The following is a 24,044-nucleotide window of genomic DNA, read 5'->3' as shown; positions in this document are numbered from 1 at the left end:
TAGCGGCATCCGGAGCTGTCTTCAGGCCGAAACGGCATCCATCGCGGCCAAAATCGCCGAAAAGCGCTCTTCGACCTCGGCCCGCATCCCTGGATGGGTGAAAACGTAGAACTGATCGTCGTGAATCGCGCTCACGACGCGGTCCGCAACCGACGCCGGATCGAGACCGGCTTCCAGGCGGCGTGCGATCTCGGCGATGATCGCGGCCGCGGGGCTGTCCGGAGCGAACTGGCGGGACGGGCCGTACTGCTCGGGGCGGTTGCGCCCGCTTTCGCCGATCCGGGTCCGCACATAGCTCGGACACAGCACGCTGACGCCGATGCCGAGCGGCCTGAGTTGCGCCGCGAGCCCCTCCGACATGCTGACGACGGCGAACTTGGTGGCCGAATAGGGGCTGAGACCGAGCCCGGCATTCATCCCGGCCATCGATGCGGTGTTGACGATATGGCCGCCCTCGCCGTGGCCGCGGATATGCGGCAGGAAGCTCCTCAAGCCGTGCACGACGCCCATCAGATTGACGTCGATCACCCAGCGCCAGTCGTCGAGCGAGATCGGGTCGATGCCGCCGCCGCCCGCGACGCCCGCATTGTTGCAGAGGACATGAACGTTGCCGAAGGCCAGGAATGAAGCCTGCGCTGCACCCTGGACGCTGTCGGGATCGGCGACGTCGCAGACGACGCCTTGAACGTCGGCGCCGGTGGCACGCAGCGCATCGACCGCCTTGTCCAGCGCGCCGGTTTCGATATCGGCCAGCATCACCTTCATGCCCTCGCGGGCGAAGGCGGTTGCCATGGCCAATCCTATGCCGCTGGCCGCCCCGGTGACAAAAGCGGCTTTTCCGGCAAGTTCCCGCATCTCAAGCCTCCCCAATTTCATCACGCGCGCACATCTACTCTTGCATCGCGGCGCCGAGCCCGATAGCGAAAAGCGTGATGTCCGCCTCCTCTCCCCCCATCATCGTGTTCGATCTCGACGGCACGCTGGTCGACACCGCGCCTGATCTGATCAGCGCGCTAAACCACGTGCTCGCCCGCGAAGATCTGCCGCCGGTGCCGCTGGCTGCCGCCCGCAACATGATCGGCGCCGGCGCGCGCAAGCTGCTGGAACGCGGCCTCGAGGTGGACGGACGCGCGGTCAGCGTTGGCGAACTCGACCGTTTGACCAAGGTCTTCGTCGACTATTACGCCGAGCACATCGCCGACGGCTCGCGCCCGTTCGACGGGCTGGAGGCCGCGCTCGACCGGCTCGCGGCCAAGGGCCATCGCTTCGCGGTCTGCACCAACAAGCTGGAATGGCTGTCGAAGCTTTTGCTCGACCGGCTCGGCCTGACCTCGCGCTTTGCCGCGATCTGCGGCCAGGACACGTTCGGCGTCGCCAAGCCCGATCCGGCGTTCCTGCGCGAGACGGTAGCGCGCGCCGGCGGCCGGCTGCCCGGCGCCATCATGGTCGGCGATGCCGGCCCCGATGTCGGGGTTGCGCGGCGGGCCCAGGTCCCGGTGATCGGCGTCGATTTCGGCTATACCGACGTACCGATGACCGAGCTGAAGCCCGACCGGCTGATCAGCCATATGCGCGACCTGCCGGACGCCGTCGCCAGCCTCGGCGCGGCATAAATCTTCTGCAACGTATTGATATCACTTGGCAATATTTTGCCATGCGATATTGCTGTTAACCATCCTTTAACGAACAGACCTCCCCCGGTTGCGCCCCTGTTCCGACGCTCCTATGGTCGCGCCGGGGATTGTGGCTGATTGCCGCAGTAGAGTGTGGATCATGCGTCGTATCATCGTCATTGCGGCCGCCGGGCTGAGCCTGGCCGGCTGCTCCTCCTTCTCATTGGATTCGTTCAAGTCGGCGCCACCGCCGGTACCGGTGCAGCTGGATTCGAACCCGCAGGGCGCGGACGCCGTGACCTCGCTCGGTCCGGGCTGCAAGACGCCCTGCACCGTGTCGATCCCGGCGCCGGAGGCGAACTTCACGGTCACCTTCAACATGCCGAAGTTCCAGCCGGCGACGGTGCCGGTGACGGTGACCCGCACACCGGGCGACTTCACGAGCCCGGCCACCACCGCGCTCGATCCGAGCCCGGTGTTCGCCGAGTTGCAGCCCGCCGGCCCGCCGCCGCGTGCGGCACGCAAGCCGATGCGGCCGAAAAAGAAGAAGCCGAAGCCAGCCGCCGCAGCTCCTGCTGCCGCTCCGGACGCGGCGTTCCCCGCTCCCGCCGCGGCGCCGCCGCCGCCAGCTGCGGCTCCGAAAAGCTAGCGCGCAAGCGCGTCGAACATCGCAAACGATTGCACTGCACAAGAACCCGGCCCAAAGCCTGGTTTCTGGTGTTTGTGGAGACACATCGGCGATTGCGATCATGCATCACGCGATATGGCTCGCCTATCGCGCGCAATCGGCGTTACATGTTGCGGATCATCCTTAGGGACGCATTGTGACAACGAGCCAACATGCATAGATTGTCAGTGCAGAGCCGATCACGGCGCGGCACGCAGGGAACAGGTCGCAAGACCTAGTTGAAGGCTTGGGTTGAATGAACGGATCCACGCAAGCGCATTCTGACTCGCTGTTTCGTCCGATGACCGATCCGTTCGGCCGGACGATCCGCTATCTGCGCGTCTCCGTCACCGACCGCTGCGACCTGCGCTGCTTCTACTGCATGTCGGAGGACATGACCTTCCTGCCGAAGGCCGATCTCCTGACGCTGGAAGAGCTCGACCGTCTCTGCTCGGCGTTCGTAGCCAAGGGCGTGCGCAAGATCCGCCTCACCGGCGGCGAGCCGCTGGTCCGCCGCAACGTGATGGGCCTGGTGCGCTCGCTGTCGCGCCATCTGGCAACGGGCGCGCTCGACGAATTGACGCTGACCACCAACGGCTCGCAGCTCGCCCGCTTCGCCCAGGAGCTGGCCGATTGCGGCGTGCGCCGCGTCAACGTCTCGCTCGACACGCTCGACCCCGTAAAATTCCGGGCCATCACCCGCTGGGGCGACATCGATAAGGTGCTGTCGGGCATCGAGGCGGCGCGATCGGCGGGGCTCGCGGTCAAGATCAACGCGGTCGCGCTGAAGAACATGAACGAGGACGAGATCCCCGCGCTGATGCAATGGGCACACGGCAAGGCAATGGGCCTGACCTTGATCGAGGTGATGCCGATGGGCGACATCGGCGAAGGCCGCATCGATCAGTACGTGCCGCTGTCGCTGCTGCGCGCGCGGCTCGAGAAGCATTACACGCTGACCGATCTCGCCGACGACACCGGCGGCCCTGCCCGCTATGTCCGGGTCGCCGAGACCGGCGGCAAGCTCGGCTTCATCACGCCGATGACCCATAATTTCTGCGAATCCTGCAACCGGGTGCGGATCACGTGCACCGGCACGCTGCACACCTGCCTCGGCCACGAGGACGCCTCCGACCTGCGCCGGCCGCTGCGCGCCTCCGACGACAACGAGCTGCTGTCGGCGACGATCGACCGCGCCATCGGGCTGAAGCCGAAGGGGCACGATTTCATCATCGACCGCCGCCACAATCGTCCGAGCGTCAGCCGCCATATGAGCGTGACCGGCGGCTAGACTCCGGCCCCTCCCCGACGCCCTGAGTGCCGCCTGATTGCCAAGGCGGGACAACGATTTGCCGTAGCGTCAATTTGCCCATTTTCCGATTGACGGCGTTCCACGGCGCTGATTTGGTGCCTTAGCTTCCACGCTAGTCTGGCCAGGATAGGCCGCTGCCCCCGGCAGCCAAGAACGGCTGAAGCGGATTTCGGGGGAGGACGAACGTTTGCAACTGCTCCTGAAAGTGAGCCGTGGCTCCGCGCGCATGCGCGCGGCGGCCAGATGATGGTTGAGAACGTATTCGGCGCGCAGAGGGCGCGACCGTGGAGATCGTGATGCGCCCATTGCTGGCACTAAGTACGGTTATCGATCTGCTTAATGAGAAATTGGGCGGCATCTGTAATTGGCTCGTGCTCGCCGCCTGCGTGGTGAGCGCCGCCAACGCGATGATCCGCTACGCGTTCGGCTACAGCTCCAACAGCTGGCTCGAATTGCAGTGGTACATGTTCGCCGTCTTCGTGATGTTCGGCGCCTCCTATACCTTCAAAAAGAACGAGCATGTTCGCGTCGAAATTCTTTATCTCATGCTGTCCGAGCGCGGCCAACTCTGGCTCGACATGATCGGAACGCTGTTCTTCCTGATCCCGTCCTGCCTGTTGCTCAGCTATCTGTCCTGGCCGTTCTTCTATCAAGCCTACGAAGTGGGTGAGATTTCGAGTAATGCCGGCGGGCTGGTTCGCTGGCCGATCAAGCTCGTTGTTCCCGTGGGCTTCGTTTTCCTGGCGCTGCAAGGCGTCTCCGAAGTGATCAAGCGCATCGCTGCACTGAAGGGTTACGTCGTGATCGACGCGAAGTATGAGAGGCCGACCCAATGATCACGCTGGAAATGATGCCGCCACTGATGTTCGGCGGCTTGATTCTGGCCATGTTGATCGGATTCCCGGTAGCCTTCACGCTGGCCGCGCTCGGGCTGTCGTTCGGCTTCCTATCGATCTATCTCGGCTTCTTCGACATGAACTTCCTGCAGGCCATTCCGGGCCGCATTTTCGGCAGCGTGCTCTCCAACGAATTGCTGTTGGCGATTCCCTTCTTCACCTTCATGGGCGCGATATTGGAGCGATGCGGGCTGGCCGAGGACATGCTGGATTCGATGGGCCAGCTGTTCGGCCCGATCCGCGGCGGCCTCGGCTACTCGGTGATCATCGTCGGATTCATCCTCGGCGCAATCACCGGCACAGTGGCGGCGCAAGTCATCGCGATGGCGCTGATCTCGATGCCGGTGATGCTTCGTTACGGTTACAATGTGCGCTACATCACCGGCGTGCTGGCCGCCTCCGGCACCATCACCCAATTGGTGCCGCCCTCGCTGGTGCTGATCGTGATGGCCGACCAGCTCGGCAAGTCGGTCGGCGACATGTATCTCGGCGCCTGGGGACCGTCGGTGCTCCAGATCGCCCTGTTCGCCGGCTACACGTTCCTGCTCGGCATCTTCAAGCCAAGTCACGTCCCTGCGGTTCCAAAGGAAGCGCGGACGCTGACGGGCTGGCCGCTCTGGCGCAAATGCCTGATGGGCATCATTCCGTCGGCCGTGCTGATCTTCGTGGTGCTGGGCACCATGATGCTCGGCCTGGCGACGCCGACGGAAGCCGGCGCGATGGGTGCGATCGGCGCCATCGTTCTCGCCGCGATCCACCACAAGGATCTGAGCAACAAGGGCCACAAGATGCTGCTGATCGGCATCGCCGCCACGGGCATCGGCACGATCATCGGAATGCTCATCGGCGATGGAAAACTGTTCAAGCTGACTTTCGCGGTGGTCTATCTCGCCGTCGTCTGGCTCTGTCTCGAAGCCGTCCGCATCCCCGACCTGCGCGGCCTGATCAAGCAGGGCTACGAGTCGACCATGCGCCTCTCCACCATGGTGGTGTTCATCCTGATCGGCTCGACCTGCTTCTCGGTGGTGTTCCTCGGCGTCTCCGGCGGCGTCTGGCTCGAGCACCATCTGACCTCGCTGCCCGGCGGCGTCTGGGGCTTCCTGATCTTCATCAACCTCTTCATCTTCTTCCTGGCGTTCTTCCTCGACTTCTTCGAGATCGCCTTCATCATCCTGCCGATGATCGCGCCGATCGCGCAGAAGGTATTGGGGCCGGTCGTGGGACCTGATGCCGCGCTGATCTGGTTCGGCGTGATGCTTTGCGTCAACATGCAGACCTCGTTCCTGCATCCGCCGTTCGGCTTCGCGCTGTTCTATTTGCGCGGCGTCGCGCCGAAAGAGGTCAAGAGCTCCGACATCTATTGGGGCGCCCTGCCCTGGATCGGCCTGCAGGCGATCATGGTGGCGATCGTGATCGCTTTCCCGATCGTGGTGACCGCCCTGCTCGACAAGCCGCTCGACGTCGATCTCAGCAAGATCAAGATCGAGGTGCCGCAGATCGAGCTGCCGCCGCTCGATTTCGGCCAACCGAAGCAATAGCGCGCCTCGCTTCTTCAGAAGGAAAAACCCCGGGGCTTTCGCGCCGGGGTTTTCGCTTGTTTTGGCGGTCGCGAGACAGGTCGGCCTTGACGCGCTCGGAGCAACCACCGATCGGCTAGAGCACTTTCGGTTCTGATTGAATCAGAACCGACGCTCTAGCTTTTTGTTTTGACGCGTTTTCTTCACGCGAACCGGCGTCCACTTCGCTCGAAAACGCTTAGGTGGCAGACAACAGCGCCCGGACCATCGGATGACGGTGATCGGCAAGACCGTCAATGACGTCGAAATGATGCCGGCCGGGTTCCTCGATGATGCAGGTCCGCGCCCCGAGGCCGGTCCAGATGTTGGCCAGCAGGGCATTCTGACGGATGAACTCCGGACGCTCCGCGCCGCCGACCCAGCAGGTTACCCGTGCCTCGGGCAATGGCTGCAGCAATGCCGGGCTTTCGGCCCATGCTTCCGCCTCATCAATCCTGAGATCGGCGGTCATGGCGGTCTTCATGAGCGGCCGCAAGTCATGGAGGCCGGAAATCGAGAGCGTGTGTTGTATGCGCGCCCGCACCTGATCCGGCAGCGGCGACGTCGCCGAGATCATGCGCGTGACCAGGTGGCCGCCCGCGGAGTGGCCTGTCAGAAATAGTGGCCCCTCGACCATCGAGGCGGCCCGCTCGACCGCGGCGCCGACCTCACGCGTGATGTCCGCGATGCGAACGGCAGGGCACAGCGTGTAGGACGGCATCGCCACCGCATAGCCGCTGTCGACGGAGCCGCGCGCCAGGTTCGACCAGTAGCTCTTGTCGAGCGCGCGCCAGAAGCCACCATGGACAAACACGACCAGGCCCTGGGGCGAACCTTGCGGGAGGAACAGGTCAAACCGGTTCCGTGCGTTCTCGCCATAGCTGATGTCGAGCCTGGCGCGGGCGGTGCCCTGGAGTTCATCACGATAGGCCTCGGCCGGCTGCACCCACGCCCCCGGCCAGCGTTCGCCGCCGGGGATGTTGGCGGCGTTGGCATAGGCATCATTCCAGTCGGAAACCTGATGGAAAATCATGGGCCGATGTCCGTTCGGGGACCTGCGGGTCAGCGCCGATAAATACGACGCAGGTTGACGGAATCTAATAGCATGGAGGCCCGAGGCACAGCGGGAATATATTTCATGCCTATAAATTTTAGGCTTGAAGTAAATGGCTCGCATGGCAGAATTTGCCGTTGCGCGTGAGGAAAACGGATGACCGATTTCAAACGAACGCAATCGCTGTTCAGCCTGCCGGATGGCGTGATCTACCTGGACGGCAATTCGCTCGGCCCGTTGCCCGTTGCGGTCTCGGAACGCGTCCACCGCATGATATCGGAGGAATGGGGAAAGCAACTGATCGGAGGCTGGAACAGCGCCGGCTGGATGGTCCAGCCGCGCCGGATCGGCGACCGCATCGGCCGCTTGATTGGTGCGCCGGAGGGCACGGTGGTGGTCGGCGACACGCTCTCGATCAAGATCTACCAGGCGCTGGCTTCGGCGCTCGAACTCAACCCGTCGCGGCGCACGGTGTTGACCGACAACGGAAACTTTCCGTCCGATCTCTACATGGCCGAAGGTCTGCTCAGGACGCTCGACCGGGGATATGCGCTCAAGGTCGTCGCGCCTGAGGACGTCGAAGCCGCCATCGACGACACGATCGCTGCGACGATGCTGACCGAGGTCGACTACCGCACCGGCCGGGTTCACGACATGGCCGCGCTGACGCAGAAGGCGCACAGCGCCGGCGCCATCACGATCTGGGATCTGGCACATTCCGCGGGCGCGATCCCGGTTGACGTGCTGGGCGCGAAAGCGGATTTCGCGGTTGGCTGCACCTACAAATATCTCAATGCCGGTCCCGGCGCGCCGGCCTTCATCTACGTGGCGCCTCAGCATGCCGAGAACGCACGGCCGGCGCTGTCGGGATGGATGGGACATCAGTCGCCGTTTGCGTTCGATCTCGACTACCGGCCCGGCTCGGGGATCGAGCGGATGCGGGTCGGAACGCCGCCGGTGATTGCGATGGCCGCGCTGGACGCCGCGCTCGATGTCTGGGACGGCGTCAGCATGAACGACGTGCGTCAGGCGTCGATCGTGCTCGCCGATTTGTTCATCCGCGAAGTGGAGGCGCGCTGCCAGGAGCTGAAGCTGGCCTCACCGCGCGACGGAAGCAAACGCGGCAGCCAGGTCTCGTTCCGTCACGACAATGGGTACGCGATCATGCAGGCACTGATCGCGCGCGGCGTGATCGGCGATTTCCGGGCGCCGGACGCGATACGCTTCGGCTTCACGCCGCTTTACATCGGGGAAACGGAGGTTCGCGCCGCGGTCGACGTGATCGCTGACGTCATCGCCAACCGACGGTGGGACACCGCCGAATATCGCAAAAGGGCCCTGGTGACATGACCGACAAACCCTACGACCCCTCCCAGGAAGGCGCCCAGATGTCGTTTGCGGGACGCATGTCTTACAGCGACTATCTGAATCTGGAACTTGTGCTGGGAGCCCAGAAGCCGCTCTCGGGCGCGCATGACGAACTGCTGTTCATCATCCAGCACCAAACGTCCGAGCTCTGGATGAAGCTTGCGATACACGAAATCTGCTCGGCGATCAGTGCCATTCGCCAGGATCAGCTTCAGTCCGCCTTCAAGATGCTATCGCGCATGGCGCGGATCTTCGAACAACTCAATAATGCCTGGGACGTGTTGCGGACGATGACGCCGAGCGAATACACCAAGTTTCGCGACCGGCTCGGACAGTCCTCCGGCTTCCAGTCATACCAGTACCGGGCGATCGAATTCCTGGCCGGCAACCGCAACCTGGCGATGCTGCGCCCGCACGATCATCGCGGCGACATCGTTGCGAGGTTGGAGGAGATTCTTGCCGCACCCAGCCTCTACGACGAGGCCTTGCTTCTGCTCGGACGCAATGGCTTCGATATCGGCGAGGATGCGCATCGCACCGATTGGCGCGCGACGCGGAGCGAAAATGACAAGGTTCTGGCCGCCTGGAAGACGATCTACGCATCTCCCGGAACCTACTGGATGTTCTACGAACTGGCGGAGAAACTGGTCGATTTCGAGGATTATTTCCGCCGCTGGCGCTTCAACCACGTCACCACGGTCGAGCGGATCATCGGCCTGAAGCAAGGTACCGGCGGCACCTCCGGCGTCTCCTATCTGCGCAGGATGCTCGAGGTCGTGCTGTTCCCGGAGCTCTGGAAGGTGAGAACAGAGCTGTAGGATCCCGGGCCAGCCGAAGCAGTCGCGGGCTTCAGCGCTTTCGGCGTGCCTTGCGGCAGCAAGGCACGCCGCGACTGTTGACGGCGGCCGTGAGGCCTGTGAAGACAGCGGACACCGATCGTCCTCGAACTCACAGACCCCACCCATGCCACAATTGCGTCCCGCCCGCTCGTTCGTTCGCCCGCTGATCATGTCGCTCGGCCTGGCCGTTGCCGCGCCCGTGGCGCATGCGGCGCCGGAGGCCGACCTTCGCGCGCTGGCACAGCAGGAGCAGCAGCCGCTCCTCGACACCCTGCGCGACCTCGTGCAGATCGAATCCGGCAGCAAGGACATCGAGGGGCTCAACCAGATCGCCGAGCGCATCGCCGGCCAGCTCAAGCAGATCGGCGGCGCGGTGGAGATCCTGCAAACCACCGACATCTACCGGCTGGACGACACGCCCGAGAAGATCGGCCCGGCCGTGCAGGCCGTATTCACCGGCACCGGCAGCGCGAAGATCATGCTGATCGCGCACATGGACACGGTGTATCTCAAGGGCATGCTGAAGGACCAACCGTTCCGCATCGATGGCGACAAGGCCTATGGGCTCGGCATCGCCGACGACAAGCAGGGCATTGCCACTATCCTCCATGCCGTGGCGCTGCTGCAGAAGCTCAACTTCAAGGACTACGGCACCCTGACCGTGCTCATCAACGGCGACGAGGAAATCAGTTCGCCCGGCTGGCGCAGCACCATCACCCGCGTCGCCGCGGAGCAGGATGCCGTGTTCTCGTTCGAGGGCAGCGACGCCAGCGGCACGCTCCGCCTCGCCACCAGCGGCATCGGCTCGGCCTACCTGACGGTGCAAGGTAAATCGTCGCATGCGGGCGCCAGGCCCGAAGGCGGCGTCAATGCGCTCTATGAGCTGTCACACCAGGTGCTGCAAATGAAGGACCTCTCCAAGCCGGAGCAGGGCCTGAAGCTGAACTGGACGGTTTCCAAGTCCGGCACCAACCGCAACGTGATCCCCGCCGAAGCCACTGCCCAGGCCGATGCGCGCGCGCTCAAGGTTGCGGATTTCGACGAGCTCGAGAAGGCGCTACAGGACAAGATCAGGAACCGCCTGCTGCCCGACTCCAAGGTGGACGTGAAATTCGAGGTGCGCCGCCCGCCACTCGAAGCCAACGATGCCTCGCGCCGCGTGGCAGGCCACGGCAAGACGATCTATCAGGACCTGGGCATGACGCTGAACGTGGCCGAAAGGGCTACCGGCGGCGGCACCGACGCTGCGTTTGCCGCCCTCAAGACCAAAGGGGCCGTGGTGGAAGGCATGGGCCTGTCCGGCTTCGGCGCACACTCCAACGATGCGGAGTACGTGCAGATCAACAGCGTCGTGCCGCGTCTGTACCTGGCCACCCGCATGATCATGGACCTGTCCGACGGCAAGGTGAAATAGACCGGCAGGCTTACTGCAGGGCGTTTGCGCAGGGCCTGAAATGGCAGCCGCTGTGATTGCGGTGACTGCGCACTGTCCCTAAGCTGGCGCACCGCAAACCGCTCCTGGGGAGGTCGGTGTGATGTACAAGCACCTGATCGGACTGCTTTGCTCGATCCTGCTCTCGGTCGTCCTGGCGACCCCGGGGTCGGCGCTCGATCTCGGACGTCGCGGACTGCTCGGCATTACGGCCACGCCGCTGCCGGCAGGAGCCGGCTCGATCGGACCTGGCGTGCTCGCCGCGCGCGTCATCGCCGGCTCGCCGGCCGCTCAAGCCGGCGTCGTCTCCGGTGATGTCGTGGTGTCGGTGGACGGCACGCCGCTCGCCGCAGTTGACGACTTCTTGCGCGAGGTGCGGGTGCACCGCGCCGGCGACACCATCCGCGTCGAGCTGCGCCGCGCCGGCCAATCGCTCACACTGGCGATCACGCTCGGCGCTGTACCGTTCGAGACTGCCTCCGGCGTCGATTTCACCTATGACGCCGTCACAACCCCGACCGGACTTCGGCGCACGATCATGACCACGCCGCAGGCGCCTGCTGCCGGTCGGCGACCGGCGGTGCTGCTGATCGGCGGCATCGGCAGCTACAGCGTCGACTATTCCTTCGATCCCGATCACGACGTCGCCGAGCCCTACCGGCGCCTGCTCACCGCCCTCACCCGCCGCGGCTTCGTCACCCTCAGGGTTGAGAAGAGCGGCGTCGGCGACAGCGAAGGACCGCCGGCCAAGGAAGTGGATCTCGAAGGCGAGCTCGCCGGTTACGTCGCCGGCCTGCGGATGCTCAAGCAGCGGCCTGAGGTCGATCCCGAGCGGGTCTTCATTCTGGGCCACAGCATCGGCAGCGTGGAAGCGCCGATGGCCGCGGCACGCGACCCGGTGCGTGGCATCGTCGTCATGCAAGGCGTGGGCACGACGTGGTTCGAGTACGAACTCGTCAATGTGCGCCGGCAATTGCAACTGGAAGGGCTGGCGCCCGCCGCGGTGGCCGACCGCATGGCGCTCAAGGAATGGGCGATGCATCGCCTCCTGATCGAGGGCCAGCCACGCGCGGCGCTGCTGGCTGAACGGCCGGCCGCTGCGGCGATGATCAAGTATCCGGCTTCGGACGCTTACCTGCGCCAGGTCGCCGCTCTCAACCTGCCGGCATTGTGGGCGCCGCTCGACCTACCCGTGCTGGTGGTTTACGGAAACGCGGATTTCATCACCGGTGAAGCCGACAGCCGGGCGATTCTGCAGAACATCAACAGCGTCCACCCCGGCCGCGGCGAGCTCAGGATCATCGACCACATGGACCACTACCTGACTGATGCCGCCGACCAGGCAACAAGCTTCAAGGCTCCGCGGGCGTGGGATCTGACGCCGGCGCGGCATCCGGCCTACCAAACAGCGATCGAGTCAGTCGTCGGCGATTGGCTGGTGGCCCAAGCCGGCCACAGCGGTTGAAGGCTACAGCTTGAAGCGTGAGACGTCTGCTTTCGGGTGCATCACGACTTCGCTCAAAACGCTCTGTTCAGCCGCAGGCGGTCTCACGAAGCCGGCTTCGCCTCGGCAAGGCGGAAGCGCAGCGTGAACTGGGCACCGCCGGCCGGCAGGTTCTCCACCCTCACCGTCGCATCGTGATCGTCGACGACGCCGCGCACGATCGAGAGCCCGAGCCCCGCGCCGTCGGTGCGCTGCCGATCGCCGCGCCAGAAGCGCTGGAAGATCAGGCCCTGCTCGGCGGGCGCAATCCCCGGCCCGCAGTCGCGCACCCGCACCGAGCCATCTTCGTGCACCTCGACATCGACTGAGGTCGCATCGGCGGTGTACTTGATGGCGTTCTCCGCCAGATTGAAGATCGCCCGCTGCAGCATCTCGGCATTGCCCCTGACCCGGACCGCACTGTCCGTGCCGCGCAGCGCGATGTCCTTCTGCTGCGCCAGCGCATAGGGCGCGATCGAGCCGACCACCTCGGCGCACACCGCGCGCAGGTCCGCGGTCTCGCCGGGATCCAGCACCAGCGTATCGAGCTCGGCGATCTCGAGCAGCTGGTTGACGATCCGGCTCATGCTCTCGATGTCGGCATGCAGCTCGCTGGTCCCCTTGGCTGCGTCCAGCGTTTCGATCCGGGTCCTGAGGATCGCGAGCGGGGTGCGAAGCTGATGCGCGGCGTCGGCGGTGAACTGGCGCTGCACGTGAAAGCCGTCCTCCAGCCGGTCGAAGGCCTGGTTGACGGCGGTCACCAGCGGCAGGATCTCGCTCGGAATCCCCTCGGTCGGCAGGCGGATATCGGTCCTGGCCGGCCCGATGCTCCTGGCCTCCTCCGAGGCGCGCAACAGCGGGACAATCGCGCGGCGAAAGATCAGGATATCGGCGGCAAGCAGGATCAGCAGGATCGGGATGGTGATCCAGCCTACCCGCCGGAAGAAGTTGGTGACGATGTCATCGATGATGACGTCGCGATGCGACAGGTCCTCGGCGACCTGGATCCGCAGCGTCTGGCCGCCGAGCAGCCTGGTGACGCTGGCACCGGATATCCGGTCGACCGAGGCCGGCAGTGGCGGCGCCTCGCGATGCGACGAAAACAGCACGTGGCCGTCCGCATCGTAGATGTCGTAGCGGTAGCGGCCATAGGCGTCGGAATAGAGCCCCCTCAGGCTATCAGGCAGGTTCAGCGATACCTTGCCGCTGGAATCGACGGAGAGGTTTTGGCCGAGATCGGCGGCCTGATCGCGCATTGCCTCGCGATGCAGATGGTTGATCTCCGTATTCAACAGCCATAGCAGCAAGAGCGGCAGGAAGATCGCGGCGACCGCAACCGCCACGATGTGCAGGAACACGATCCGCGAGGTCAGCGACTTGAAGCGGAACACCGCTACTTCTCCTCCGCCATCAGATAGCCGACGCCGCGAATGGTGTGGATGATGATCCTGGCGTGGTGCTCGGCGAGCAGCTTGCGCAGGCGCGACACATAGACCTCGACCGCGTTCGAGGCCACCTCGCCCGACAGCCCGAAGATGTGGTCCTCGACGTTCTTCTTCGGCACCACCCGACCCTGCCGCCGCAGCAGGATCTCCAGCACCGACGTCTCACGCGCCGAGAACACGTGCGGCGCACCGTCGACGAACACCTGCTTGCTCTCGGTGTCGTAGACAAGATTGGCGAGCTTCAGCGACGAGCCGAGCAGCTGGCCGGGCCGGCGCAGGATGGCTTCGAGCCGTGCCACCAGCTCTTCCAGCGCGAACGGTTTCGTCAGATAGTCGTCCGCGCCGCTGCGCAGGCCGTTGACCCGATCCTGCAGGCCGTTGCGCGCGGTCAGCACCAGCACCGGCAGCGGGTCGGTCTTGCGGCGAAGCTCCGACAGCACCGACAGACCGTCGCCGTCGGGCAGACCGAGATCGAGGATCATGGCGGCATAGGTGACGCTGCGCAGCGCATCGCGCGCCTCGGCAACGCTGTTGACGACATCGGATTCATATCCCGCCGCCATCAGCCCGCTGGCGAGAAGTCTCGAGAGCTCGACATTGTCCTCGACGATCAGAAGGCGCATCGCAGCAGTCCTGTCTTCATTCGATGTCTTCCGTTTGCACATCTTGTCGCGATGCGCCAGCCACGAAACGAATCGCGCGACGGATCGCGCCTTGATCAATCGCCTTGGGCAATCACCTTGGGCAATCACGATATGCAAACGACACGCATTTGAGCACAACGCCTCGATTGCGCGACCCGCGCTATGTTTTCGCTATGGCCGGTCCCACCGGCCATGACGTGAAAATAGATAAACGCCTACCGGCTGCAATCAAAATCGGCGCACCCCCCGCATGAATGGGCCGGCCAGCGTAAGGCTGGCGTCAGCAAGCCCTGATAACAGATTGGTCGTTCTCGCCGAGAGCTCGACGACTGCCCAATATGCGGCAGGACCTCGATCCTCGCGCGACGCTTTTCATGCAGAATTGGCCGGGCGGACGATGTCATTTCGAATGAAGCATATGGGCTTTGCGGCGATGCCGGTGCTGGCCGTGCTGCTCGCCGGCGCGTGGCTGATGACGCGCGCCGACGGCGTCGTGAGCGCCAAGGCTGCACAGAGAATGGCTGCGCAGAGGGTGGCAGCGCAGGAGACCGCGCCGCAGGATGTCAACGTCGAGCAGCAATATGTCGCGCTGAGCGACAAGCAGGCCGCCTCGCTAAAGGTCCTGGCGGCGGAGCAACGTTCGTTCCGGACACTGAAGAACGCGGTCGGCTCGATCGACTTCAACCAGAACATGCTGGTGCAGGCCTTCACGCCGAACCCCGGCAGGATCGTCGACACGCCGCTCAATGTCGGTGACGAGGTTGCCAAGGGCGACACGCTGTTCACGATCGACAGCCCCGACCTGCTGCAGGCGGAATCGTCGCTGCTCGCCTCGTCCGGCGTGCTCGAGCTGCAGATCAGGACGCTGGCGCGGGTCAGGCAGTTGCTGAAGACCGGCGGCGGTGCGCAGAAGGACGTCGACCAGGCGACATCGGATCAGCAGACCGCCGAAGGCAACTACAAGGCCGCCCGCGACGCGGTGCGCATCTTCGGCAAGACCGACGCCGAGATCGACCGCATCGTCGCCGACCGCAAGGTCGATTCCATCCTGGTTGTTCCGAGCCCGATCTCCGGGCGGATCATCGCGCGCAACGCCGCGCCGGGGCTCTACGTGCAGCCCGGCAATGCCCCGGCGCCCTACTCACTGGCCGACATCTCGACGATGTGGATGGTCGCCAATGTGATCGAGACCGATGCCCCCTCGTATCGGATCGGCCAATCGGTCGAGGTCCGCCTGCCCGCCTATCCGAACGAGGTGTTTCGCGGCCGCGTGACGACGCTCGGCCTCAACATCGATCCGACCTCGCACCGTCAGCTGGTGCGCTCGGTGATCGACGATCCCCAGCACAAGCTGCGCGCCGGCATGCTGGCGAGCTTCACCATCGAAACCGAGCCGCCGAAACTGTCGGTCAGCGTGCCCTCGGACGCGATCGTGCGCGAGGGCGACGGAACGATGACGGTCTGGGTCACGACCGACGGCCGCAAATTCGACCGCCGCACGGTTGTGATCGGCATGGAGCAGGACGGCTGGCGGCAGATCCTCTCAGGCCTCGGCGCGGGCGAAAAGGTCGCGTCGTCAGGCGCGATCTTCCTCAGCAACAAGTTCGCCAATGCGGCCACCGGATAGCACGCCGGATACGACGCTGACCGCGCGCTCGTCGCCTCAAGAGGAAGTGCAGCACCTTGATCAAGAGCCTCCTCCAGTTCGGCCTGACCCGAAGCGCCGTCATCGTGCTTGGCCTCATCGTGTTCTGCGCCGCCGGGTTCGCGGCGTTCGCCAAGCTGAACATCGAGGCCTATCCGAACCCGGCGCCTGTGATCATCGAGATCACGGCGCAGGCCGCCGGGCTTTCCGCCGAGGAAATGGAGAAGTACTACACGATCCCGATGGAGGTCGGGTTGTACTCGACGCCCGGTGTCGTCAACATCCGCTCGACCTCGTTCTACGGCCTGTCCTTCGTGCGGGTCACCTTCAAATATGGCGTCGACTATTATTTCGCGCTGACCCAGGCCACCAACAGCCTCACGCAGAACGTCCAGCTGCCCGGCAGTCAGGTCCCGCAGATCCAGCAATCGAGCCTGGTCGGCGAGATCTACCGCTACCAGCTGGTCGGGCCGCCGAATTTCGGCCTGACCAATTTGCGGACCTTGCAGGACTATGTCGTTGCCCGCCGGCTCATGACGCTTCCGGGCGTGGTGCAGATCAACTCCTGGGGCGGCACCACCAAGCAGTTCAACGTCGACGCTGATCTCGCCAAGCTCGAGGCCTACAACATCACCGTGCCGCAGCTGATCAGCGCGCTCGGCAATTCCAACGTCAATGTCGGCGGCCGCGAGATCGCGATCGGCCAGCAATCCGTCAACATCCGCGGCATCGGCCTGATCAATTCCGGCAGCGATGACGACGTCACCAAGGGCTACAAGGTCCAGGACATCGAGAACATCGTCCTGACCCAGTCGAACGGGCTGCCGGTCCAGATCAAGGACGTCGCCAAGGTGTCGATCGGCTATGTGCCGCGGCTCGGGATCGCCGGCAAGGACGGCCATGACGACGTCGCCGCCGCGATCGTGGTGATGGGACGCACCCAGCACACCAACGACATCATCCCCAGGGTCGAGGAAGAGGTCGCCAGCATCAACAGCGACGGCACCCTGCCCCCTGGTGTCAAGATCGTACCCTATTACGATCGCTCTTCGCTGGTCAGCGTGACGACCCACACGGTGCTGCACAATCTGCTGTTCGGCTGCCTTTTGGTGTTCGTGATCCAGTGGGTCTTCCTCGGCGACCTCAGAAGCGCGCTGATCGTCAGCGCCAACATCCCGTTTGCGCTGTTCTTCGCCATCATCATCCTGGTGCTGCAGGGCGAGGACGCCAATCTGCTGTCGCTCGGCGCGGTCGATTTCGGCATCATCGTCGATTCCGCCGTCATCATGATGGAGAACATCTTCCGCAACTTCCAGTCCAGCCCCGAGAACCGGCTGCGCGTGCTGCAGAACCTCGCCGAAGGCTATTGGGGGAGCGACCCGACGACGCAGCACGGCGGGCCTGCGCCGGGCTGGACCGAACGGCTGCGCATGATCTTCGTCAGCGCGCTGCAGGTCGACAAGGCGGTGTTCTTCACCGCGGCCATCACGGTGACCGCCTTCGTGCCGCTGTTCACGATGCAGGGCGTCGAGGGCCAGATCTTCGGCCCGATGGCGCGCACCTATGGCTATGCGCTGGCCGGCGCGCTGCTGGCGACCTTCACGGTGACGCCGGTGCTGGCGTCGCTGCTGCTGCCGCGGCATATCGAGGAAACCGAAACCATCATCGTGCGCTGGCTGCGCAAGAGCTACACGCCGGTGCTGCGCTGGTCGCAGGCCAATCTGAAGATCGCGGTTGCGGCCGGGATCGTGTTCCTCGGCCTCAGCGCGCTGGCGGCGAGCCGGCTCGGCAGCGAATTCCTGCCCGCGCTCGAGGAAGGCAATTTCTGGATCCGCGCCTCGATGCCGCCGACCATCTCGCTCGAGGCCGGCACCGACCCGACCCGCAAGATGCGCGAGATCCTGCTGCGCCACCCCGAGATCATCACCGTGGTGTCGCAGCATGGCCGCCCCGACAATGGCAGCGACGCCTCGCCTTTCTCGAACGTGGAATTGTTCGCGCCGATCAAGCCGTTCGACCAGTGGCCGCCGGGTCTGACCAAGGAAAAGCTCACCGAGGAGCTGCAAAAGGAGTTCGACGAGGAGATGCCCGGCGTCACCTTCAACTTCTCGCAGTACATCCAGGACAACATCGAGGAGGCGCTCTCCGGAGTGAAGGGCGCCAACTCGATCAAGATCATCGGCCCCAATCTCGACGTGCTCGAAGGCCTCGCGACCAAGGTCGCGCAGGAGATGGCGAAAATCCGCGGCGTCGCCGATCTCGGCATCTTCCATCTGGTCGGCCAACCTAACCTCAACATCAGGGTCAACAGGGAAAAGACCGCGCGCTACGGCCTCAACACCGGCGACGTCACCACCGTGGTGCAGGCCGCGCTCGGCGGCGCCAACGCGACGACGGTGCTGGAGGGCGACCGGCAGTTCGGCGTCGTGGTGCGGCTCGATCCGAAATTCCGTCAGAGCATTGACGCCGTGCGCGACATCAAGGTCGCCTATGCCACCCCGTCGGGCACCAATGCCTATATCCCCCTGAGCGAGCTCGCCGACATCTCGCTCGATACCGGCGCGCTGTTCATCTATCGCGAGCGCAGCCAGCGCTATATCCCGATCAAGTTCAGCGTCCGCGGTCGCGATCTCGGCAGCACGGTGGCGGAGGCGCAGGCCAGGATCGCGGAGGCGGTGCCGTTGCCCACCGGCTACCGGATGATCTGGTCCGGTGAGTTCGACAATCTCGAAGCCGCCAAGGCACGGCTGATGATCGTGGTGCCGGTCACGCTGCTGTTGATCTTCGTGCTGCTCTACAGCCTGTTCAATTCGCTGCGCGACAGCCTGCTGGCGCTGGCCGGCATTCCCTTCGCGGTCGGCGGCGGCCTGATCGCGCTGTACCTCGCGGGGCTCGACTTCTCGATCTCGGCCGCGATCGGCTTCATCTCGCTGTTCGGCGTCGCGGTCATGGACGGCATCCTCAACATCACCTATTTCCGCGAGCTGCGCGCGTCGGGCCAGAGCATTGCGGAGGCGGTGTTCAACGGCACCGAGCAGCGCATGCGCCCGATGCTGATGACCGCGCTGTCCGCGGGCGTCGGCCTGTTCCCGGCCGCGCTGTCGCATGGCATCGGCAGCCAGGTGCAGCGGCCGCTCGCAACCGTGGTGGTCGGCGGCATGTTCATCGGCCCGCTGCTGCTCCTGATCGTAGCACCCGCGCTGCGCAAGATCTTCCTGTCGCGCGAGCCTGCCGCCGCGCCCAGCGAGACGCCTGCCGCGGCACCGCCTGAAGCCGCGCATTAGGGGGCGTGCCATGGACGATTTCAGCACCAGGACGCCGCGTCACGCCGCCCCCGCGATGCGCGGGCTGGCCGCGGCCGCCGGCGCCCTCATGCTTGCAAGCTGCGCGGTCGGCCCCATTTTCTCGTCGCCGCCCGCCCTCACCGTCGCCAGCTACACGCCGGAGAAGCTGCAATCGCCGCCATCCGATCCGGCCGGACCGCGCGTGGTCAGGCAACGCTTCGTCAACGGCGCCGACATCCCGACGCGCTGGTGGGCCGCGTTCCGCTCCGCGCCGCTCAACCAGCTGATCCGCCTGTCGGTCGAGCGCAATCCGTCCCTGCAGGCCGCAGAGGCCGCGATCAGGATGGCGAACTTCAACGCGCTGGCGCAGCGCGGCCTGTACTTTCCGCAAGTCGGTGCAAACTTCACCCCGTCCGACCAGCTCGTCTCCAACGCCGTGTCGGGGCCCGGCAACACGGCGCAGGCGCGCTACACGCTGTACACCGCGCAGCTCAATATCAGTTTCGTGCCCGACGTGTGGGGCGAGAACATGCGTAACGTCGAGAGCCTCGACGCACTCACCGAGCAGGCCCAGTTCCAGCTCGAGGCAGCCTATCTGACGCTCACCTCCAATGTGGTGACGGCGGCGATCCAGGAGGCCTCGCTGCGCGGCCAGATCGCCGCCACCGAGCACATCATCAAGGTCGAGCGCGACATCCTCGGCATTCTGCAGAACCAGTTCAATGCCGGCCAGGCGGCGCAGGTCGACGTGCTGGCGCAACAGGCGGCGCTCGCGCAGTCCGAGGAGACCTTGCCGCCGCTGCAGAAGCAGCTCGCGATCCAGCGCGATTTGCTCACGGCGCTAGCCGGGCAATTCTCCGCCGATGAGATCCTGCAGAAATTCGATCTGCAACGGCTCGCGCTGCCGGCCAATCTGCCGGTGAGCCTGCCGAGTACGCTGGTGGCGCAGCGCCCCGACGTGCGGGCGGCCGAGGCCAATCTGCATTCGGCAAGCGCGCTGGTTGGTGCCGCGATCGCAGCAAGGCTGCCGAGCTTCACCATCTCTGCCAACCCCGGCTCGACCGCCTTCAACGCCGCCCAGTTGTTCACGCCGGGGACGCTGTTCTACACGGTTGCCGGCAGCGCGACCCAGACCGTGTTCGACGGATTGACGCTGTACCACAAGCAAAAGGCGGCGGAGGCCGCGCTCGAGCAGGCCAACGCGCAGTACCGCCAGGCCGTCATCACGGCGTTCCAGAACGTCGCCGACGCGCTGCGCAGCCTGCAGGCCGACGCCCGTGCCGTGCAGGCCGCGATCAAGGCGGAGGACGCCGCCAAGGCCAGCCTCGACATCGTGCAGAAGCAGCTCGGGCTCGGCCAGGTCAATCAGGTCAATGTGCTGAACGCGCAGCAGGTCTATCTGAATGCCGCGATCACCCGCGTGCAGGCGGTGGCAACGCGGCTGTCCGACACCGCGGCGCTGTTCATGGCACTCGGCGGCGGCTGGCCGACCGATTGCGCGACCAGCGACTGGCGCGCCTGCGTGTTCGAAAGCCGCGTCGCGTCGAAGAACTGACCGTTTAATAAGCTAAGCCCCGAAGCGATGGCTTCGGGGCTCGCTGTCGTCATCATGCCGAGCCGCGGTCACACCTGCGAGTGGCGCGCCATGAAATTGTCGTAGCCGACTTCGGCGACCTGGAACCATTGATAGCCGTTGTTGGAGAACGACGTCAGCGAGTCATAGACCTTCTTGAAGTTGGCGTTGGTCGCCGAGACCTCGGAATGCAGCTCCTTGGCGGCCTTGAAGGAGGCTTCCATCACCGTGGCCGGGAACGGGCGCAGCTTGGTGCCAACCGCGAGCAGCTTCTTCAGCGCGATCGGGTTGGCCTGGTCGTAACGCGCCATCATCCAGTTGTTGGCGAGATGGCCGGCCTGCTCGAGCACGAACTGATAGTGCTTCGGCAGCGCATTCCATTTGTCGAGGTTGATCATCGCCACCAGCATCGGGCCGCCTTCCCACCAGCCGGGGAAGTAATAGTTCGGCGCAACCTTGTGGAAGCCGAGCTTCTCGTCGTCGTAGGGACCGACCCACTCGGCTGCATCGATGGTGCCTTTTTCCAGCGCCGGATAGATGTCGCCGCCGGCAAGCTGCTGCGGCACCGCGCCGAGCTTCTGCATCACCTTTCCAGCAAAGCCGCCGATGCGGAATTTGAGGCCCTTGAGATCGTCGACGCTGGTGATCTCCTTGCGGAACCAGCCGCCCATCTGGCAGCCGGTGTTGCCGGCCAGCAGCGAGGTGACGTTGTAGCTCTTGTAGAACTCGTTGAGCAGCTCCTTGCCGCCGCCCAGCAGGTACCAGGCCTGGTTGAGGCGCATGTTGGGTCCGAACGGCACCGAGGAGCCGAAGGTGAAGGTCGCGTCCTTGCCGTAATAATAATAGGGCGCGGTGTGCCCCATCTCGACAGTGCCGTTCTGCACGGCGTCGAGCACCTGCAGGCCCGGCACGATCTCGCCGGCGGCAAAGGTCTGGATCTGGAATTTGTTGTCGGTGGCTTCACCCACCGCCTTCGCCATCAGCTCGGCGCCGCCGTGCAACGTGTCGAGCGACTTCGGCCAGCTCGTCGTCAGCCGCCACTTGAGCTCCGGCATCGACTGCGCGATGGCCGGCGCCGCGACGGTTGCGGCACCAGCGACGCCCAGACCCGTGACCTTGATGAAATCCCTGCGCTTCATTTGAATGAATCCTGCCCTGTATGATTGTGTTGTCCGAGCGTCGACTGCTTGCGATCGTCGCGCCAGTTTTCTTTTTTTGCCGTCATGACCGGTGACCGATCATGCGCCGCCTTCGTGTCGAGGCTTCGGGCGCGAGCATGGAGCATCCCCTTGCCGAACGCCAGACGCAAAAAAACCGGCCTCCTTGCAGAGGCCGGGCTACTTAAGTTGAAGCTTGGCGTGGGCTTCATTCCTGGAAGCGAAACCCCTGCTTGTCGTCTTGCAGCGTTCTCCTCGCGCGAACGCTGCGCCGATCAGCCGCGGGTACGCGAGCGGATCATGAAGCTGTCGAAGGTGTACTCGGCGACCTGCCACCACAGATACTGGTCCGAACGGTAGGCCTGCATGGCGTCGATCGACTTCTTGAAGTCGGCGTTCTTGGCCGAGATCTCGCCCCACAGCTCGTTGGTCGCCTTGAGGCAGGCCTCGAGCACCTCGTTGGTGAACGGGCGCAGCTGGGTGCCGCCGGCCACCAGCCGCTTCAGCGCCGAGGGGTTCTGCATGTCGTAGCGCGCATTCATCCAGCTGTTGGCGTTGGCGCACGCATTGGTCAGGATCGCCTGGTAGTTCTTCGGCAACGCGTTCCACTTCTCCAGGTTGATGAAGGAGTGCACGGTCGGACCGCCTTCCCAGAAGCCCGGATAGTAGTAGTACTTGGCGACCTTCTGGAAGCCGAGCTTCTCGTCGTCATAGGGACCGACCCACTCGGCGGCGTCGATGGTGCCCTTTTCGAGCGCCGGATAGATGTCGCCGCCGGCGAGCTGCTGCGGCACCACCCCGACCTTCTGCAGCACCTGACCTGCGATGCCGCCGATGCGGAATTTGAGGCCGGAGAGATCGGCGACCGTCTTGATCTCCTTGCGGAACCAGCCGCCCATCTGGGTGCCGGTGTTGCCGGTCGGGAAGCCGATCACGCCGAACTTCTTGAAGAACTCGTTGCCGAGCGCCTCGCCGCCGCCCTGGTACCACCAGGAGTTCTGCATGCGCGCGTTGAGGCCGAACGGCACCGACGCGTAGATCGCAAAGGTCGGGTCCTTGCCGACATAGTAGTACGAGACGGTGTGGCACATCTCGACCGTGCCGTTGGAGGTCGCGTCCAGCGCCTGCAGGCCGGGGACGATTTCGCCCGCCGCGAACACCTGGATCTGGAATTTGTTGTCGGTCATTTCGGCGACGTATTTCGAAACCTCGACGGCGCCGCCATAGATGGTGTCCAGCGACTTCGGGAAGCTCGAGGTCAGGCGCCACTTGATTTCAGGCGAGGACTGCGCGATCGCCGGCGCCGCAACCGCCGTCGCGGCAGCACCGGCCGCAGAAACTTTCAAAAAATCACGACGCTTCATCGTAAGGCTTCTCCTTGAGGGGCGTTTCCCAGTGACCGCAAGCAGTTCTCCGGCGGGACGCTTGCACAGGCCTGCCGAGGCGCTCTGGGTCGGCCCTTTAACACGGAAGGCGGCCTCACGGAAACGCGACAATGGCATGACCGCGCCAATTAAACGAAAGTCTGATGACGCGGAAATCGGCCGGAAAACCGGGCTCAGGCCGCGGCGATGACGCCTTGCAGCTGCTCGCGGACCGGTCTTCGATCGCGCGGTAAATCGCCGCGTGCGGGCCGTCCGGCCCGCGCTCAACCACCGGGCTACCGGGGCAATCAGCGCCGCGTCGTCTCCCGCGCTTTCTTGGCCTGGTTGGCCAAATGCCGCCCGCGCCGGATCCAGCTTTGCGCGGTCGTGTGGCTCACGCCATACGTCTTCGAGATCGCCGCCGCGGCCTCCTTGATCGAGTCGGATTTCTTCGCAATGTTGAATGCCATCCGGGAAGCCTCTTCGCGCTTCTCCCGCGTCAGATGTTTGCGGCGTGCTTTCTTTGCTGGTGCTGCCATGTTGATCGTGGCCTCACGGCCTTTCCCGCGGTTACGGCCTGGCGATGGACTCGTTCAAGCTGACGGACAGACTGGTACGATTCGGCTAATCTCTTCACAACCATACAGGCCGAAAGCGGTCCAGCAACCGTTCAGCGCGAGAGTTCTGTGAAGAACCGCCGCCGAGGCCGACG

Annotated in this window: 20 protein-coding genes; 12 read left to right on the top strand and 8 right to left on the bottom strand. The window is 64.5% G+C overall.

All coding sequences use genetic code 11. From position 1 onward, the window contains the following. Positions 1 to 21: 21 nt before the first annotated feature. Entirely contained in the window at positions 22 to 792 is a 771-nt protein-coding gene (locus tag HAP54_RS33720) for an SDR family NAD(P)-dependent oxidoreductase (RefSeq protein ID WP_248114410.1), read from the bottom strand. Between the two features lie 140 nt (positions 793 to 932). On the opposite strand from HAP54_RS33720, the gene HAP54_RS33715 reads away from it, so the two are divergent. From HAP54_RS33715 to HAP54_RS33695, 5 genes are all read left to right on the top strand, one after another. Continuing rightward, positions 933 to 1,613: an HAD hydrolase-like protein gene (locus HAP54_RS33715; protein ID WP_166294642.1), complete on the top strand. Its 681-nt coding sequence runs from the start codon at positions 933 to 935 to the stop codon at positions 1,611 to 1,613. A gap of 160 nt (positions 1,614 to 1,773) precedes the next feature. Beyond that, positions 1,774 to 2,262: a hypothetical protein gene (locus tag HAP54_RS33710; protein WP_166294641.1), complete on the top strand. Its 489-nt coding sequence runs from the start codon at positions 1,774 to 1,776 to the stop codon at positions 2,260 to 2,262. Positions 2,263 to 2,536: 274 nt separating this feature from the next. Beyond that, on the top strand, positions 2,537 to 3,571 hold the full coding sequence (gene moaA, locus HAP54_RS33705) for a GTP 3',8-cyclase MoaA (RefSeq protein WP_166294639.1): 1,035 nt from the start codon (positions 2,537 to 2,539) through the stop codon (positions 3,569 to 3,571). Between the two features lie 317 nt (positions 3,572 to 3,888). Further along, positions 3,889 to 4,428, top strand: coding sequence for a TRAP transporter small permease subunit (locus tag HAP54_RS33700; RefSeq protein WP_029078537.1), 540 nt, complete (start codon positions 3,889 to 3,891; stop codon positions 4,426 to 4,428). Further along, complete coding sequence (locus HAP54_RS33695) at positions 4,425 to 6,026, top strand: TRAP transporter large permease (RefSeq protein WP_166294637.1); 1,602 nt, start codon at positions 4,425 to 4,427, stop codon at positions 6,024 to 6,026. The genes HAP54_RS33700 and HAP54_RS33695 overlap by 4 nt, the downstream gene beginning before the upstream one ends. Positions 6,027 to 6,243: 217 nt before the next feature. Here HAP54_RS33695 and HAP54_RS33690 read toward each other — a convergent pair whose 3' ends face one another. Beyond that, positions 6,244 to 7,077 carry an alpha/beta hydrolase gene (locus HAP54_RS33690; RefSeq protein WP_166294635.1) on the bottom strand — a complete coding sequence of 278 codons (834 nt, stop codon included), beginning with the start codon at positions 7,075 to 7,077 and terminating at the stop codon, positions 6,244 to 6,246. Between the two features lie 177 nt (positions 7,078 to 7,254). On the opposite strand from HAP54_RS33690, the gene kynU reads away from it, so the two are divergent. The 4 genes from kynU to HAP54_RS33670 all read left to right on the top strand — a co-directional run bounded on the left by kynU (position 7,255) and on the right by HAP54_RS33670 (position 12,202). Next, positions 7,255 to 8,448, top strand: a complete 1,194-nt coding sequence (gene kynU, locus HAP54_RS33685; RefSeq protein ID WP_166294633.1) for a kynureninase — start codon at positions 7,255 to 7,257, stop codon at positions 8,446 to 8,448. Further along, entirely contained in the window at positions 8,445 to 9,284 is an 840-nt protein-coding gene (gene kynA / locus HAP54_RS33680) for a tryptophan 2,3-dioxygenase (protein WP_166294631.1), read from the top strand. The genes kynU and kynA overlap by 4 nt, the downstream gene beginning before the upstream one ends. Positions 9,285 to 9,429: 145 nt before the next feature. Next, entirely contained in the window at positions 9,430 to 10,719 is a 1,290-nt protein-coding gene (locus HAP54_RS33675) for a M20/M25/M40 family metallo-hydrolase (RefSeq protein WP_166294629.1), read from the top strand. Between the two features lie 121 nt (positions 10,720 to 10,840). After that, positions 10,841 to 12,202 (top strand): PDZ domain-containing protein, encoded by a 1,362-nt coding sequence (locus tag HAP54_RS33670; RefSeq protein ID WP_166294627.1) that lies wholly within the window; start codon positions 10,841 to 10,843, stop codon positions 12,200 to 12,202. Positions 12,203 to 12,285: 83 nt separating this feature from the next. On the opposite strand, the gene HAP54_RS33665 is transcribed toward HAP54_RS33670, so the two are convergent. Both HAP54_RS33665 and HAP54_RS33660 read right to left on the bottom strand, forming a co-directional pair. Further along, positions 12,286 to 13,611: a sensor histidine kinase gene (locus HAP54_RS33665; RefSeq protein ID WP_166294626.1), complete on the bottom strand. Its 1,326-nt coding sequence runs from the start codon at positions 13,609 to 13,611 to the stop codon at positions 12,286 to 12,288. Positions 13,612 to 13,613: 2 nt separating this feature from the next. Next, positions 13,614 to 14,288: a response regulator transcription factor gene (locus tag HAP54_RS33660; RefSeq protein WP_166294624.1), complete on the bottom strand. Its 675-nt coding sequence runs from the start codon at positions 14,286 to 14,288 to the stop codon at positions 13,614 to 13,616. A gap of 430 nt (positions 14,289 to 14,718) precedes the next feature. On the opposite strand from HAP54_RS33660, the gene HAP54_RS33655 reads away from it, so the two are divergent. Genes HAP54_RS33655 through HAP54_RS33645 form a run of 3 tightly spaced genes read left to right on the top strand, consistent with a single transcriptional unit; the run spans position 14,719 to position 20,793 of the window. Continuing rightward, positions 14,719 to 15,936 (top strand): efflux RND transporter periplasmic adaptor subunit, encoded by a 1,218-nt coding sequence (locus tag HAP54_RS33655; RefSeq protein WP_248114411.1) that lies wholly within the window; start codon positions 14,719 to 14,721, stop codon positions 15,934 to 15,936. 56 nt (positions 15,937 to 15,992) lie between these two features. Then, complete coding sequence (locus HAP54_RS33650) at positions 15,993 to 19,238, top strand: efflux RND transporter permease subunit (RefSeq protein ID WP_166294622.1); 3,246 nt, start codon at positions 15,993 to 15,995, stop codon at positions 19,236 to 19,238. Positions 19,239 to 19,248: 10 nt separating this feature from the next. Beyond that, the gene (locus HAP54_RS33645) at positions 19,249 to 20,793 is read left to right on the top strand and encodes an efflux transporter outer membrane subunit (protein WP_414646159.1); all 1,545 of its coding nucleotides are present in this window, start codon (positions 19,249 to 19,251) and stop codon (positions 20,791 to 20,793) included. Positions 20,794 to 20,861: 68 nt separating this feature from the next. On the opposite strand, the gene HAP54_RS33640 is transcribed toward HAP54_RS33645, so the two are convergent. From HAP54_RS33640 to HAP54_RS33625, 4 genes are all read right to left on the bottom strand, one after another. Further along, positions 20,862 to 21,950, bottom strand: a complete 1,089-nt coding sequence (locus HAP54_RS33640; RefSeq protein WP_166294620.1) for a TRAP transporter substrate-binding protein — start codon at positions 21,948 to 21,950, stop codon at positions 20,862 to 20,864. Further along, positions 21,947 to 22,120 carry a hypothetical protein gene (locus tag HAP54_RS33635; RefSeq protein WP_166294618.1) on the bottom strand — a complete coding sequence of 58 codons (174 nt, stop codon included), beginning with the start codon at positions 22,118 to 22,120 and terminating at the stop codon, positions 21,947 to 21,949. Before HAP54_RS33635 ends, HAP54_RS33640 begins: the two co-directional genes overlap by 4 nt. A gap of 123 nt (positions 22,121 to 22,243) precedes the next feature. Beyond that, positions 22,244 to 23,332, bottom strand: a complete 1,089-nt coding sequence (locus HAP54_RS33630) for a TRAP transporter substrate-binding protein (RefSeq protein ID WP_029078525.1) — start codon at positions 23,330 to 23,332, stop codon at positions 22,244 to 22,246. Positions 23,333 to 23,640: 308 nt separating this feature from the next. Beyond that, complete coding sequence (locus HAP54_RS33625) at positions 23,641 to 23,871, bottom strand: hypothetical protein (RefSeq protein ID WP_029078524.1); 231 nt, start codon at positions 23,869 to 23,871, stop codon at positions 23,641 to 23,643. Positions 23,872 to 24,044: the final 173 nt, after the last annotated feature.

It is taken from the genome of Bradyrhizobium sp. 2S1, from assembly GCF_011516625.5.
Classification (GTDB): domain Bacteria; phylum Pseudomonadota; class Alphaproteobacteria; order Rhizobiales; family Xanthobacteraceae; genus Bradyrhizobium; species Bradyrhizobium septentrionale.
This window is presented reverse-complemented; position numbering and strand designations above follow the sequence as displayed.

Excerpts from the sequence above, each read along its gene's own strand:
- HAP54_RS33690 (WP_166294635.1), bottom strand. The coding sequence starts at position 7,077 with ATGATTTTCCATCAGGTTTCCGACTGGAATGATGCCTATGCCAACGCC.
- HAP54_RS33695 (WP_166294637.1), top strand. The coding sequence starts at position 4,425 with ATGATCACGCTGGAAATGATGCCGCCACTGATGTTCGGCGGCTTGATT.
- HAP54_RS33645 (WP_414646159.1), top strand. The coding sequence starts at position 19,249 with ATGGACGATTTCAGCACCAGGACGCCGCGTCACGCCGCCCCCGCGATG.
- HAP54_RS33670 (WP_166294627.1), top strand. The coding sequence starts at position 10,841 with ATGTACAAGCACCTGATCGGACTGCTTTGCTCGATCCTGCTCTCGGTC.
- moaA (WP_166294639.1), top strand. The coding sequence starts at position 2,537 with ATGAACGGATCCACGCAAGCGCATTCTGACTCGCTGTTTCGTCCGATG.
- HAP54_RS33710 (WP_166294641.1), top strand. The coding sequence starts at position 1,774 with ATGCGTCGTATCATCGTCATTGCGGCCGCCGGGCTGAGCCTGGCCGGC.
- HAP54_RS33700 (WP_029078537.1), top strand. The coding sequence starts at position 3,889 with ATGCGCCCATTGCTGGCACTAAGTACGGTTATCGATCTGCTTAATGAG.
- HAP54_RS33720 (WP_248114410.1), bottom strand. The coding sequence starts at position 792 with ATGGCAACCGCCTTCGCCCGCGAGGGCATGAAGGTGATGCTGGCCGAT.
- kynA (WP_166294631.1), top strand. The coding sequence starts at position 8,445 with ATGACCGACAAACCCTACGACCCCTCCCAGGAAGGCGCCCAGATGTCG.
- HAP54_RS33655 (WP_248114411.1), top strand. The coding sequence starts at position 14,719 with ATGAAGCATATGGGCTTTGCGGCGATGCCGGTGCTGGCCGTGCTGCTC.
- HAP54_RS33675 (WP_166294629.1), top strand. The coding sequence starts at position 9,430 with ATGCCACAATTGCGTCCCGCCCGCTCGTTCGTTCGCCCGCTGATCATG.
- HAP54_RS33625 (WP_029078524.1), bottom strand. The coding sequence starts at position 23,871 with ATGGCAGCACCAGCAAAGAAAGCACGCCGCAAACATCTGACGCGGGAG.
- HAP54_RS33630 (WP_029078525.1), bottom strand. The coding sequence starts at position 23,332 with ATGAAGCGTCGTGATTTTTTGAAAGTTTCTGCGGCCGGTGCTGCCGCG.
- HAP54_RS33660 (WP_166294624.1), bottom strand. The coding sequence starts at position 14,288 with ATGCGCCTTCTGATCGTCGAGGACAATGTCGAGCTCTCGAGACTTCTC.
- kynU (WP_166294633.1), top strand. The coding sequence starts at position 7,255 with ATGACCGATTTCAAACGAACGCAATCGCTGTTCAGCCTGCCGGATGGC.
- HAP54_RS33715 (WP_166294642.1), top strand. The coding sequence starts at position 933 with ATGTCCGCCTCCTCTCCCCCCATCATCGTGTTCGATCTCGACGGCACG.
- HAP54_RS33640 (WP_166294620.1), bottom strand. The coding sequence starts at position 21,950 with ATGAAGCGCAGGGATTTCATCAAGGTCACGGGTCTGGGCGTCGCTGGT.